Consider the following 12,702-nt stretch of genomic DNA (forward strand, 5'->3'; position numbering starts at 1 on the left):
CCTGCTAGGAGGCGGGATTCCCGGCATCCAGCTCTTCGGGCTTCGGCTCTGCCGCGGCAGGCGCGAACACGATGGACATGAGCATGGCCGCACCCACCACCAGCAGGGCATTGCGCAGTCCCCAGTGCTCACCGAGGAAACCAAGCACGGGAGGACCGACGAAGAACGCCGTGTAGCCCAGCGTGGACACCACCGACACCCGTCCTGCCGCATGGAGCGGGTCATCCCCGGCGGCGGAGATGCCCATGGGAAATCCGAGTGCCGCCCCGATTCCCCAGAGGATCACCCCGGCCCCGGCAAGCCAGAGGCTGGGGGCGAAGACGAAGATGAGCAGGCCGGCCAGGGACGCCCCCATGCAGATCCTCAGCGCGGGTACGCGGCCAATGCGGTCAATCAGCCGCCCGCCAACCCAGCGGGTGACAGTCATCGCGGCGACAAACACGCCAAACATCACCGCGCCGGCCGTTTCCGACGTATCCAGGCCGTCCACGGTCGCTTTGGCAACCCAGTCATTGGCTGCGCCTTCGGTGAGCGCGGCCCCCAGGACGACGACGCCGATCAGCAGTGTGCGTCCTTCCTTCCACGCACCGAAACTCGACGGGCGGGGCGCTGCCTCGGTGTGCGCAGGCTGTGGAGTGTCCGGAAGGAACGCCCTGGGAACCAGCGTGACCAGCACAACCGCGATCACCACGATTCCCACCAGGTGCAGGGAGAGGCTGACTCCCGCCGCCGAGAGTCCGGCGCCGATCATCGCGCCCACAAAGGCACCGCCGCTGAAGGCCGCATGGAACTTGGGCATCAGGGTCCGGCGCAGCCCGCGCTCCACTTCCGCCCCTTCAAGGTTCATGGCGACGTCCCACAGCCCGATTCCGGCGCCGAAGATCAGCAGGCCGCCCGCGGTGAGCGGGATCGAAGCCAGAGCCAGGCCGGCGGCAACCACCAGCGCCGCGGCGGAGGCGAGGAGCCCGCCAAACCGGACGGCATTGGCGGTTCCGATGCGCTGCGCCAGCGCCCCCGCCAGGGGCAGGGAGGAAACGGATCCGACGGCGGAGAAGAGCAGCAGCACTCCTACCCCGGCTGACCCGATGTCCAGTGCCTGAGCGGCGGCAGGAATCCGGGCAGCCCAGCTGGCGAAGATCATCCCGTTCAGTCCAAAGACAGTGAAGACAGCCAGAAGGGCCCGGTCCAGGGTTTTGGTGTTCACGTCCTCATTCTGGAGCCCGGACCCCGCCGGAGGGAAATGGCCCGGCGCGCCCGTCAGCGGACGCGCTCGACGCGCTTCTCGTCCCAGACCGGCTCCTCGGATTCATAGACCCGTCCGTCGGAGCCGAACACCAGGAACCGGTCGAAGCTGCGGGCGAACCAGCGGTCGTGCGTTACCGCAAGAACCGTTCCTTCAAAGGCTTCGATGGCCTTCTCCAGGGCCTCTGCCGAGTGCAGGTCGAGGTTGTCGGTGGGCTCATCGAGCAGCAGCAGCGTGGCGCCGGAGAGTTCGAGCAGCAGAATCTGCAGCCGCGCCTGCTGGCCGCCGGAGAGCGAGTCGTACTTCTGCTCGCCGGAGGAGGCCAGGCCGTAGCGGTCCAGGGCGCCAGCAGCGGCCTCCCGGCCCAGCCCGGAACGGTGCTCATCCCCGCGGTGCAGGATGTCCAGCAGGGTCTTGCCCAGCAGGTCCGGGCGCAGCATGGTCTGCGCGAAGAAACCCGGCCGGATCCGGGCGCCCAGCTTCACCGATCCTGCATGCGGAACCGGGGCGATCTCCACCTCGGAGACCGGCTCGTGTTCCTTGTCAGGATCGCTGCCGCCCAGGGCCAGCAGCCGCAGGAAGTGTGACTTGCCGGAACCGTTGGATCCCAGCACGCCAACGCGGTCGCCAAACCAGATTTCGGTGCTGAAGGGTTTCATGAGCCCGGTGAGTTCCAGCTTCTGGGCAACGACGGCGCGCTTGGCGGTGCGGCCGCCGCGCAGCCGCATCTTCACGTTCTGCTCGATCGGCAGGGCTTCGGGCGGGCCGGCTTCCAGGAACTTCGCCAGGCGGGTCTGGGCAGCGTGGTAGCGGTTGGCCATGTCCGAGCGGAACGCGGCCTTGTTCTTGTACATGTTGACGAGTTCCTTGAGCTTCACATGCTCCTCGTCCCAGCGCCGGCGCAGCTCCTCGAAGCGGGCGTTGCGGTCTTCGCGGGCCTTGATGTAGCTGCCGAATCCGCCGCCGTGGATCCACGCCGAGGCACCGTTGATGCCCGGCTCCAGCGTCACGATGCGGGTTGCCGCGTTGGCCAGCAGCTCACGGTCGTGGGAAACGAACAGGACGGACTTCTTCGACTCGGCGAGCTTGGCCTCGAGCCAGCGCTTGCCCGGCACATCAAGGTAGTTGTCCGGCTCATCAAGCAGCAGCAGTTCGTCCGGACCGGAGAACAGTGCCTCCAGGACCAGGCGCTTCTGCTCGCCGCCTGACAGGGTGCTTGCCTGCCGGTACTGGGCCGTGTCGAAGGGCATTCCCAGGGCGGCCGTGGTGACTTCGTCCCAGACGGTCTCCTGCTCGTACCCGCCAACATCTCCCCAGTCGGCAATCGCCTGGGCGTAGCGCATCTGGGTGGGTTCGTCGTCGTTCTCCATCATGGCTTCTTCGGCCTCGTCCACGGCCCGGGCTGCGGCGGCGATGGCCGGCGGGGCGGCGGAGACGAGCAGGTCCCGCACGGTGCTGCCGTCGCGGACCTGGCCCACGAACTGGCGCATGATGCCCATGTTCCCGGACCGGGAGACCGTTCCTTCGTCGGGTTTGATGTCTTCAGCGATGATCCGCAGCAGGGTGGTCTTGCCGGTGCCGTTAGGTCCGATCAGCGCGGTCTTGTGTCCCTCCCCCACCTTGAAGCTGACGCCGCTGAGCAGCTGCCTGCCGTCGGAGAGGAAGTAGTCAATGCCGGATACGTCGAGATGAGCCACGGTTCCATCCTCCCATCACGGCGCTGATCTGCCGCCGGCGTGACGGCGCGCAGCCCCGGGCATAGGATTTAGGTCCGAAGAATCCGCACCAAGCAGGAGAAAAACAAGATGATCTTCATCGTCGTCAAGTTCAAGGTCAAGCCGGAGTGGACCGAGCGGTGGCCCCAGCTCACTGCCGATTTCACCGCTGCCACGCGCGGCGAGGAGGGCAACCTCTGGTTCGACTGGTCCCGCAGCCTGGAAGATCCGAACGAATTCGTCCTGGTTGAGGCCTTCAAGGACGACGCCGCAGCCGCCCATGTGAACAGCGATCACTTCCAGCAGGCCATGAAGGACATGCTCCCGGCGCTGGTTGAGACTCCGCGGATCATCAACACCCTTATCGACGGCCAGGAGTGGTCGCGGATGGGTGAACTCGAAGTCAAGTAGGACTGCAGTGCGCGCCGGCTACTCCTGCAGGGAGTACCCGGCGCGCTCCAGCATTTCGCGCAGGTCCACCACTGTCTGTTCGTCGAGGTCCTTGCCCCGGGGCGGCGTCAGGTAGTCCGTCTGCCCGGCGATGGTGACCTCGTACTTGCCGTTGTGCTCCCGCGTGGTGTCAGCCACCGCGTCGAGCAGGGAGCGCACACGCTTCCACTCAATGTTGTGGGACACCGGATGGCGCAGAATCTGGTTCAGTGTGTCCCGGTGGTGGTTGTTCAGGTGCTCGGGTGTGTCCGTCATGGGAACCTCCTGGTTCAAGTTCCCCACGCCGGCGGGCCCAGTGCAAGGGGTCAGGGCCGGAAGTCCAGGCCGAGGCTCTCCCCCGTCACCTCCACCCCGGAGCTGAAGCTGATGTTCACCAGGTCAGAGCGGCTTTCCCAGCGGCCGGATCCAGTGGTGTCCTCCTGGTACTGCACCCGCGCCTTGCCGCCGGTGGCGTACACCGTCAGTCCGGTCTCCGGGGTGCCGGTCATCCCGTATTCCGGGCCACGTTCCAGGCTCCACTTCACGTTCCGGATCCGTTCCGCCCCGTAGCTGCTGTAGGCCGCATTGGGGCAGGCATCGGGCGCTGCTTCGGTGCGGGAAAGGCAGGCGGCCAGGTAGGCGTCTGCCTGGGCCTGTACCGCGGGAGCCAGTTCGGCATTCGCCGCCGCACGCAGCCGGACCGGAGCCGGGCTGCCGGCCATTCCGGCCTCAACCAGGACCCGCTTGCCCGGACCGTAGCTGAGATAGCGTTCTTCCGGCCCGTCGAAAACATAGGACCCGGGCAGCAGCAGCACGTCCACGGACTCCGCGCCGGACGGCAGGGCGACGTCCGTGCCGTTGATCCTGATGTCTTCGGTATCCGCCGGTACGTTTACCTGCACCGTGCGGGCGGCAGACGGTCCCAGCTGCCAGGCCGTGAAGAGCAGTGCGCGGGAACCGGCGTCCCGGAGGCGGAGCTCTACGGTGTTCCGCCCGCCGTCCTGATCCACCAGGGCCCTGACGACGGCGTTCCCGCCCGTGATTTCCTGCTCCAGGATTTCGAAGCCGGTGATCTTTTGCCCGGCAGCGGCGTAAACCGCAGCGTCATCCGGGATGAGGGCATCCGTGGACGGCAGCAGCTCGTAGGCCGCGGCCTGGTCTCCGGAAGCCAGCGCCGCCAGGTAGTCTTCCGCGACCGCCTGCGGACCCAGCACGTCCCGGCTGATGAACCGGTAACCGAAGACAGCCGCGGCCACCAGGACTGCCGCTCCCGCTGCGGCCAGGACCACAGCGGCGTTCAGGCGGCGCCGTCCGCTGCGCCGCCGGGTCCTGCGGATGTCCCTGCGCGGCGTTCCGGCTGGGTGGGGAGGCGGTCCACCGGATTCCGGGCGGGGATGCCCGGAACGCTGCTGTGTTGAAACCGTCATGAAAATCCCCCGGGGCTGCGTGCTGTGGCCGCGGACCCGATCCCGGCCGGCCTAAGATGCCGAGTCCCAAGATACCGTTGCCAGCCCCTTCAGCCCGTTGAACGGCGCGCCCGGAACCGGTCCGGCAAGCGGTTAGGTTCCCGGTTGGAGAGAGGGGACGGGCAGCCCGAATACTTTCCGCAGCGCCTGTCCCGCTGCGTGGTAGCCGCCCATCCCGTGTACCCCCGGGCCGGGAGAAGTGGACGCCGAGCACAGGAAAACGCCCGGCAGCGGGGTCCTCCATGGAACCGGAGACAGCACCGGACGGCGGAGCATCTGTCCCAGGGTCACGGCCCCGGCGCCGAAGTCTCCCCCCACATAGTTCTCGTTGTAGGCGGCCAGGCCGCGCGCCGTCGTCGTCCGGGTTTCCACGATGAGGTCCCTAAAACCGGGCGCGAAGCGTTCTATCTGTGCAGTCACTGGGTCCGCCATGTCCGTGTCTGATCCGGCCGGAACGTGGCAGTAGGTCCACAGGATGTGCCGGCCCTCCGGCGCGCGGGTGGAATCGAAAGTGCTGGGCTGGGAAAGCAGCACGTACGGTTTCTCCGGGTGCCTTCCGGAAGCGACTGCTGCCTCCGAGGCGGCGGTTTCGGCCCGGGTGCCGCCCAGGTGAACGGTTCCCGCCCGGGCCAGCTCCGGGTTTGCCCACGGCACCGGACCGGAGAGGATGAAATCCACCTTGCAGGCTGCGTTGCCGTACCGGAACTGCCGCAGCGCGCGTTCATAGCGCGGCGGCAGCTGGCCCTCGGCCAGACGCAGCAGGCCTGCGGGGGCGGTATCGAGGATGACCGCCCGGGAGCCGGAGAGTTCGCGGAGCGAATCCACCCGGTGCCCGGTCTCCAGCTCGCCTCCGTGCGCACGGAGGTCCTCCACGAGGGCGTCCGTGATTGCCTGCGATCCGCCCACCGGCACGGGCCAGCCAACGGTATGGGCCAGCAGGGCCAGCAGCAGCCCGCCGCCCGCCGACGGCAGGGACGGCAGCCGTCCCACAGGGTGCGCCATGACCCCGGTCAGCAGCGCCGGTGCCGCGTCTTCGGTAAAGCGGCGGTTCCAGGCCCCGGTTCCCTGGTCCAGGGCGGCCAGGCCGAACCGCAGCGCGGCGAGCGGCTCGCGGGGGATCTTCAGCAGCGGGTCCATGAGGGTGCGCGTGATGGCCTCGCTGTGCTGGACCAGGGGGCGCATCAGCGCAGCCCAGGCCTTTCCGTCCGGCCCAAGCTCCTGCACGGTGCGGTCCAGGCTGCGGTAGGCCACCGCGGCGCGCGCCCCGTCCAGCGGCTGGGCGTAGGAAATCTCCGGGACTTCCAGGCGGATCCTGTCTGCAAGGCCAAAGTCCCGGAAAAACGGAGCTGCCAGTGCCATCGGGTGCACGGCGGAGCAGACATCGTGCCAGTGGCCGGGGCGCATGAGTTCGCTGCTGCGCGATCCTCCGCCCGCGGTGGGTGCAGCTTCCAGGACCCGCACGGACAGTCCCGCGCGGGCCATGGTGACGGCTGCGGCCAGGCCGTTGGGCCCGGCTCCCACCACCGTTACATCAGTCACGGCCGGCCCTGCCGGTACCCTTCAGCCGGGCGCGGGCGCTGCGCAGCAGGGCTGGCGCTTCACGGCGCAGCCGCAGGGCAGTTGCCAGCGCCCGGTAGCGCAGCGGGTGCAGCGGAATGTCGTAGGTAGTGGGAACCGTGACTACCGTCTTGGAGAAGTTGCGCTTGAAGGTGGTCACGTTTGCCAGGGAGGGGTAGTTTTCACTCTCGATGCCGGTCAGTCCGCAGGCGGTGTTGCCGGCGTCCTTGAGCACCTTGAAGGCTTCCCAGAGCAGCAGGTACGGAGCGTTGGTCTTCCTCGCGTCCCGGGAGCTGGCAGCGAAGTAGTACACCGCGTAGCCGCGGTATTCGGTGGTAATCAGCCAGGAAACAGGCTTGCCGCCTACGTAGGCAACCATCAGGCGCAGGTGGTCACCCAGTTCGGTGAGCAGGGTCTCGTAGAAGCCTGAATCGAAGCTGGAGAACCCGTCGCGGGCAGCGGTTTCCTGCATGATCGGGAACAGCTCGGTGCGGAAGACCTCAGCCCACCGCTCCCGTTCCACGGTCCGTACTTCGACGCCGAGCTTCTCCGCCTTGCGGATCAGGTTGCGGGCATTGGGGCGGAAGGAAGCGAAGATCTTCTCCGTATCCGGGGTCAGGTCCACCACGATTTCCCGTTCGTACCAGCCGTGCTCCAGCGGGCCGGTGACAGGCGGGCCCACGTGCTCCACCTGCATCCGCACGTACAGCGGGTCCACTGCAGGATCCGCACGGAACTGCTCCTGCACAGTGCTGACCAGGCGTGCCTCGGCCTCGGGAGTCCGTTCGGTAAACCAGGTGGGGCCGTTGACTGCCACCACGGAAGGCCGGAGACGCCGGCGCGACCTGAGGTAACTGGCAGTGGCAACCAGCTTGCCGCCGTCGTAATAGGCCCAGATCCCATAGGGTTCGCGGCCCAGGCGGGTTTCGAAATCCGCCCAGTACGGGGTCTGTTCCAGCGGAATGACGACGCCGGGGTGCCGGGCTGCCAGGGACTCGAAGTCCTCGCGGGACAGCTGCTGGAAACGGTAGGGAGCGGGGGTCACATTGCTTCTTTCGCCGGGGCTGCGTCCGTTTCCAAGGGTACCCGAGGGCGGCGGGGCCACCGGAGCCGCCACCGGTCCGGCGCCTGGTTGAACGGACCGCCCTGCGGATCATCGATTCCCATGCGCCGCACCGGATCTGTCCGCGGATCCCAGATGTCCATCACCACCCTGAACATCAGGTACATGGTCGCGCCCATGTGTCCGGCGACCGAGAGCACGAACCACCCCGAATCAAGGTTGTTCTCCGGCGCTCCCCCGCCGATAAGCGCTGCGAGGTAAAGCCAGATCGCCCACCAGTGCATCACCTCGAAGAACTGCCAAATCAGGAAGTCCCGCCAGCGCGGCCTGGCCAGCGCCAGCAGCGGGACGAGCCACAGCACAAACTGCGGCGAATAGACCTTGTTGGTGAGGATGAACGCCGCCACGATCAGGAAGACCAGCTGTGCCATGCGCGGCCGGTGCGGAGATGCCAGGGCCAGCACGGCGATTCCCGCACAGGCCAGGGCAAAGAGGAAGTAGGCCCAGAATCCTATGAACCCGGCGTCGACCGCGTACTCCGGGAAGGTGATGTTCCAGGCCTGCCACACACTTGAGTTGCCCGCTCCGCGGTCCCTGGAGAATTCGTAGAAGTACTTCCAGCCCTCAAGGTCACGGAGCATAAACGGGATATTGACCGCCAGCCACGTCACGGCGGTCGCCGCAAAGGTCACGACGGCGGCGCGCAGCTTCAGCGTGCGCAGCGCCAGTACCAGCACGGCTCCCAGGATGAGCACCGGGTAAAGCTTCAGTGCGGTTCCAAGGCCGATGAAGACTCCGGCGAGGGCCGGCTGGCTGCGGGAGAAGGCGAGCATTCCCAGCGCTGCCAGCATCACTGCCCAGATATCCCAGTTGATGAACATGGAGAGGATCATGGCCGGCGCGAGCGCCACCATCGCCGCGTCCCAGGGCCGCCGGTTGGCCATCCGCATGGTGGCAACAACCGTCACGATCCAGGCGGCGGTGGCGAAGACCGCATTCAGGTCGAAGTAGACCAGTCCGCGGGACTCAGCCCCCGCCGGAACCAGCCAGGCCACGAAGCCGGCGAGCAGGCCCAGCAGCACCGGATACTCGAACTCCGAGCCGGGACTGATGAAGGGGTAGACACCGGCACCCAGCCCCCGGGCACCAAAGAGCGCGGGCCAGTCGGAATAGCAGGCCTGGTAGAACTGGTCGGACCAGCCGTTGAGGCGGCAGGGCGTCTTTGCCAGCAGCGCCAGCAGGGCCGCTCCCGTTGTGAACAGGATCAGGACGCGCTGAACGGTGAAGAAGCCCGGGGAAACCACCCCGGGAGCCGTGTACCGTCCCAGGGGTCCGCCAATGGCCTCGGTGAAGCGGCTCAGCAGCCGGTCGTTCCGGCTGGGCACAACGATCCGCATTGGGCGCCGGCGGGGAGTTGAATCCATGCCTACCAGTATGCAGGCGGCGTCAGGATGCCCTGAGGGTTCCCCCGCCTGCGAGGTTGTAGTCCTGGCCGTTCAGGTAGGAGTTGCCCTCGGCCGACGGATCGTAGGTGAGGGTGTGCCCGTTGCCGGTGATGTTGGTGATCTCCGAGCCGCTGACCAGTGCTCCGGTCACGGAGGCGGCGGAGCTGTCCGCCGTGAGCTCCACTGTGCTGGTGTTGTCCAGTTCCAGCCCGACGTTGCTCAGGGTGCCCGTGATCCTGCTGTTGGCGGTCAGGGACAGTTCCAGGCTGCTGCCCGCATCCGCGGTGAGCTGGCCCTGGAGTTCGGTTTCGGTCAGGGACGCCGTGGCACTGCCGTTGTTGTTTACGCTGATGACGCTTCCGGACCCTGGCTCCAGCTTCGCGGCGTTGGTGAGGTTGATGGTGGCGGAAACCCCGTCCACAAAAATGGCGTTTCCGCTCTTTGCGGTCAGGGTTCCCCCGGAGACACTGAGTGTCCCTCCGCCGCTGCCGCCCGGCGTGCTGGAGTACATGTAGGCGCCGTGGGTGCCCCCGGTAAGGTCCGAACTTGAAACCTGCACGGAGTTGGCCCCCTCAACCACAATCCCCTCCGCCAAGGCAGAAGTGCCGGACAATCCGCACACATCGATGATGCCGGTCGAGTAGATGACCGCAGAGAGCCCGCCTTCGGTGGTCGCCTTGCCTCCGCTGACCTGGATATCCCCGCCGCCGCGGTCCGTGGCGATGGCGCTCGAATGGTCCTGGCTGGTGCTCAGGTCAGGGCTGACCGCCGTGATGCTGCCGCCGTCCGTGACGTCCAGGGCGTGGGCGAAGCTGCCGTCCGTCCGAACCGTCACGTCCTGCATGGTCACCGCGGAACCCGTGCCGGTGGCGAAGACTCCGTTGGCGCCGGTTCCGCTGGTTTCAACGGTGGTTCCGTTCATCGCCAGCGACCCGCCGCCGGATACCAGCACGGCCGCATTGAGGCCGGTGAAGCTGGAGGAATCACTGTTGGAGCTGTCCCCGGACTTGGTGATCGTGGAGGCTCCCACGGAACGCTGCTCCGAGCCGCCCACCTTCAGGGCTGAACTGTCCGGATCCAGGGCGGAGAAATTGTTGTTCTCAGGGCTGGGGGTGGCCGACGGCTCGGGCAGTTCGCATTCATCGGCAAGCTGCGCGGATGACGACGGAGAGGGGGACTCCGCCGTCGGGCTCTGCGTGGATTCGCTGCCGCTGGAGGTGCAGGCCGTAAGCCCGCCGCCGGCCAGGAGGCCGGCGGCTGCCAGTACGACGGCGGCGCGGGTGCGGAAGGCTGCTCGGATGTCGTTCATGGTGCACTCCTAGCGGAGGAAGAGCTCCGGCACTGTTCTTCCAGCGTAGGCTCGCCGGTTGTTCCTGCCACCGGCAGCGGGCCAAAAGTGCTCAGCGGAGGGCGAGCCGGGTCTGGGTCTGCATGGCTCCCGACTCGGTTTTGAGCTGGTGGAGCAGCGCGTCCAGCGCCGGCATGCCCGGCACCCGGACGTTCAGCAGATAGTCGTAGGGGCCGGTCACATGCACGGCGTCACGGACCGCCGGATTGCCCTGGGCCCATGCCAGGAACGAGCGGGAATCGGCCTCGGGCTTCAGCCGCACGTCAACGAAGGCCTGCAGCCCGGCACCGGGTTCCGGTTCCTCTTCTGCCAGCACCGCCCGGTAGCCGAGGATGATGTCGGCGGCCTCCAGTCGCCGGACGCGCGCAGCAGCAGCATTCGTGCTCAGGCCCACACGGCGGCCGAGCTCGGCGAACGAAATCCTCGCCTCCCGCTGCAGAATGCTGAGGATTGATCTGTCTGTCGTGTCCATGAGGGAACTTTAGCTGCGGGGACGGAAAGATCTGCGGTGCCGGCTCAATGTCGCAGCGAGAATCACCGCATGGAGATCCTTCTGGCACTGGCCGCGGGAGCAGCGGCTGGATTCGGCCTGGCTGCCCCTCTCGGTGCCGTCGCTGTCCTGCTGCTCCGCGAGGGCCTGGCCGCCGGATTCCGGCGGGCCGCGCCTGCCGCTGCCGCCGTAGCGCTGGTGGACACGGGGTACTGTGCCCTGGCCGTCACCGCCGGAAGCGCCGCCGCGCCGGTGATTGCCACGTGGGGGCCGGTTCCCTCCGTAGCCGGCGGACTTGCACTCATGGCCCTCGGCCTGGCCGGACTGCGACGACCCGGCGCCGGTGGTCCTGCACGCCATGATCCCGCGCCGGCGCCGCAGGGCCGGCGCCGGTTCTCCCTCTTTCTGGTGCTCACCGCCGCCAATCCGGCAACACTGCTCTATTTCACTGCAATGGCCGCCGGTTTGTACGGACTGGTTGCCGCACCCGGCGCAGCGGTGGCCTTCGTGGCCGGAACAGGCGCGGCGTCCTGGGCCTGGCAGCTGGGTCTGGTCCTCGTCGGAGCGACGCTGCAGGGAAGGGTGACTCCGGCGGTGCAGCTGGGTCTCTCCCGGGCCGGGAACTGCACCGTTGCCGCACTGGGTGCAGCTGCCCTGCTGGCGGCCCTTTCGTGAGGGAAAAGTGCCACAAGCTGCAACTCCCGTAGGTGTTTGGTGGACGAAGTAGACTGGGTCAGTTGCCTGCGCCGCCTGCTGCGGCACATCCGCGAGTCAGCGGCGGGCGGCTGCACAGGAATGTCTTCAAAGGAGAACCGTGGCAAATAACCCGATCCGGGTGGCAATCGTTGGTGTTGGAAACTGCGCTGCATCGCTGGTGCAGGGCGTCCACTACTACCGCGACGCCGACCCGTCAGCAACCGTCCCAGGCCTGATGCACGTCCAGTTCGGCGACTACCACGTCAATGACGTGCAGTTCGCGGCCGCTTTCGACGTCGATGCGAAGAAGGTCGGACTGGACCTGGCCGACGCAATCGGCGCCAGCGAAAACAACACCATCAAGATCGCCGACGTGCCCGAGACCGGCGTGAAGGTAAAGCGGGGCCACACCCTGGACGGCCTGGGCAAGTACTACCGTGAGACGATCAGCGAGTCCGACGAGGAACCCGTGGACATCGTTGCAGAACTCAAGGCAGCCAACGTCGACGTCATGGTCTGCTACCTGCCCGTCGGTTCCGAGCAGGCGGCAAAGTTCTACGCCCAGTGCGCGATCGACGCCGGCGTGGCCTTCGTCAACGCACTGCCCGTGTTCATCGCCGGCACCAAGGAGTGGGCTGACAAGTTCACCGCTGCCGGTGTTCCTATCGTCGGCGACGACATCAAGAGCCAGATCGGTGCCACCATTACGCACCGCGTCATGGCCAAGCTCTTCGAAGACCGCGGCGTCACGCTGGACCGCACCTACCAGCTGAACGTCGGCGGCAACATGGACTTCAAGAACATGCTAGAGCGCGAGCGGCTTGAATCCAAGAAGATCTCCAAGACGCAGGCCGTCACCTCCAATGTCGCCGCCGAGCTGGCCGCGAACGACGTCCACATCGGCCCGTCCGACTTCGTGGCCTGGCTGGATGACCGCAAGTGGGCCTTCGTCCGCCTGGAAGGGCGCAACTTCGGCGACGCCCCGGTATCCCTCGAGTACAAGCTTGAGGTCTGGGACTCCCCCAACTCCGCCGGCGTCATCATCGACGCCGTCCGCGCAGCAAAAATTGCGCTGGACCGCGGAATCGGCGGCCCGATCCTCTCCGCGTCGAGCTACTTCATGAAGTCCCCGCCGGAGCAGTACAACGATGACATTGCCCGCGAAAAGGTGGAGCAGTTCATCCGGGGCGAAGCCGAGCGCTAAGCCCTCCCTCACCCCGCACGATCGAGATGACAGAAAGTGCACGTCC

The 12,702-nt window shown here is 67.0% G+C and carries 12 protein-coding genes; 3 read left to right on the top strand and 9 right to left on the bottom strand.

Features of this window, described 5'->3' with window-relative positions; genetic code table 11:
* Positions 1–4: 4 nt before the first annotated feature.
* Positions 5–1,204: an MFS transporter gene (locus tag NGB94_RS00710; RefSeq protein ID WP_325788336.1), complete on the bottom strand. Its 1,200-nt coding sequence runs from the start codon at positions 1,202–1,204 to the stop codon at positions 5–7.
* 53 nt (positions 1,205–1,257) lie between these two features.
* A complete protein-coding gene (locus NGB94_RS00715) occupies positions 1,258–2,940 on the bottom strand; it encodes an ABC-F family ATP-binding cassette domain-containing protein (RefSeq protein ID WP_325788337.1) in 1,683 nt (560 codons plus the stop codon).
* Between the two features lie 108 nt (positions 2,941–3,048).
* On the opposite strand from NGB94_RS00715, the gene NGB94_RS00720 reads away from it, so the two are divergent.
* A complete protein-coding gene (locus tag NGB94_RS00720; RefSeq protein ID WP_325788338.1) occupies positions 3,049–3,369 on the top strand; it encodes a putative quinol monooxygenase in 321 nt (106 codons plus the stop codon).
* Positions 3,370–3,387: 18 nt separating this feature from the next.
* Here the strand turns inward: NGB94_RS00720 and NGB94_RS00725 are convergent, their stop codons facing one another.
* The 7 genes from NGB94_RS00725 to NGB94_RS00755 form a co-directional block, all read right to left on the bottom strand.
* Entirely contained in the window at positions 3,388–3,663 is a 276-nt protein-coding gene (locus NGB94_RS00725) for a hypothetical protein (protein WP_325788339.1), read from the bottom strand.
* A gap of 50 nt (positions 3,664–3,713) precedes the next feature.
* Entirely contained in the window at positions 3,714–4,814 is a 1,101-nt protein-coding gene (locus tag NGB94_RS00730) for a hypothetical protein (RefSeq protein WP_325788340.1), read from the bottom strand.
* A gap of 132 nt (positions 4,815–4,946) precedes the next feature.
* The gene (locus tag NGB94_RS00735; RefSeq protein ID WP_325788342.1) at positions 4,947–6,392 is read right to left on the bottom strand and encodes an NAD(P)/FAD-dependent oxidoreductase; all 1,446 of its coding nucleotides are present in this window, start codon (positions 6,390–6,392) and stop codon (positions 4,947–4,949) included.
* Positions 6,385–7,455 (bottom strand): lipid II:glycine glycyltransferase FemX, encoded by a 1,071-nt coding sequence (locus NGB94_RS00740; protein ID WP_325788344.1) that lies wholly within the window; start codon positions 7,453–7,455, stop codon positions 6,385–6,387. The genes NGB94_RS00735 and NGB94_RS00740 overlap by 8 nt, the downstream gene beginning before the upstream one ends.
* Complete coding sequence (locus NGB94_RS00745) at positions 7,452–8,897, bottom strand: glycosyltransferase family 87 protein (RefSeq protein WP_325788346.1); 1,446 nt, start codon at positions 8,895–8,897, stop codon at positions 7,452–7,454. Before NGB94_RS00745 ends, NGB94_RS00740 begins: the two co-directional genes overlap by 4 nt.
* A 22-nt stretch (positions 8,898–8,919) precedes the next feature.
* Positions 8,920–10,227 carry a hypothetical protein gene (locus NGB94_RS00750; protein WP_325788348.1) on the bottom strand — a complete coding sequence of 436 codons (1,308 nt, stop codon included), beginning with the start codon at positions 10,225–10,227 and terminating at the stop codon, positions 8,920–8,922.
* 91 nt (positions 10,228–10,318) lie between these two features.
* Positions 10,319–10,738, bottom strand: coding sequence for an Lrp/AsnC family transcriptional regulator (locus tag NGB94_RS00755; protein ID WP_325788350.1), 420 nt, complete (start codon positions 10,736–10,738; stop codon positions 10,319–10,321).
* A gap of 69 nt (positions 10,739–10,807) precedes the next feature.
* On the opposite strand from NGB94_RS00755, the gene NGB94_RS00760 reads away from it, so the two are divergent.
* Both NGB94_RS00760 and NGB94_RS00765 read left to right on the top strand, forming a co-directional pair.
* Positions 10,808–11,431: a LysE family transporter gene (locus NGB94_RS00760; protein WP_325788351.1), complete on the top strand. Its 624-nt coding sequence runs from the start codon at positions 10,808–10,810 to the stop codon at positions 11,429–11,431.
* 139 nt (positions 11,432–11,570) lie between these two features.
* Positions 11,571–12,656: an inositol-3-phosphate synthase gene (locus tag NGB94_RS00765; protein WP_325788353.1), complete on the top strand. Its 1,086-nt coding sequence runs from the start codon at positions 11,571–11,573 to the stop codon at positions 12,654–12,656.
* The last annotated feature ends 46 nt before the right edge of the window (positions 12,657–12,702 follow it).

Origin of the sequence: Arthrobacter koreensis (assembly GCF_035792275.1) — a bacterium.
In the GTDB taxonomy this organism is placed as follows: Bacteria; Actinomycetota; Actinomycetes; order Actinomycetales; family Micrococcaceae; genus Arthrobacter_B; species Arthrobacter_B koreensis_A.

Coding starts and splice junctions, on each gene's coding strand:
- NGB94_RS00745 (WP_325788346.1), bottom strand. CDS start 8,897: ATGGATTCAACTCCCCGCCGGCGCCCAATGCGGATCGTTGTGCCCAGC.
- NGB94_RS00760 (WP_325788351.1), top strand. CDS start 10,808: ATGGAGATCCTTCTGGCACTGGCCGCGGGAGCAGCGGCTGGATTCGGC.
- NGB94_RS00750 (WP_325788348.1), bottom strand. CDS start 10,227: ATGAACGACATCCGAGCAGCCTTCCGCACCCGCGCCGCCGTCGTACTG.
- NGB94_RS00730 (WP_325788340.1), bottom strand. CDS start 4,814: ATGACGGTTTCAACACAGCAGCGTTCCGGGCATCCCCGCCCGGAATCC.
- NGB94_RS00725 (WP_325788339.1), bottom strand. CDS start 3,663: ATGACGGACACACCCGAGCACCTGAACAACCACCACCGGGACACACTG.
- NGB94_RS00720 (WP_325788338.1), top strand. CDS start 3,049: ATGATCTTCATCGTCGTCAAGTTCAAGGTCAAGCCGGAGTGGACCGAG.
- NGB94_RS00755 (WP_325788350.1), bottom strand. CDS start 10,738: ATGGACACGACAGACAGATCAATCCTCAGCATTCTGCAGCGGGAGGCG.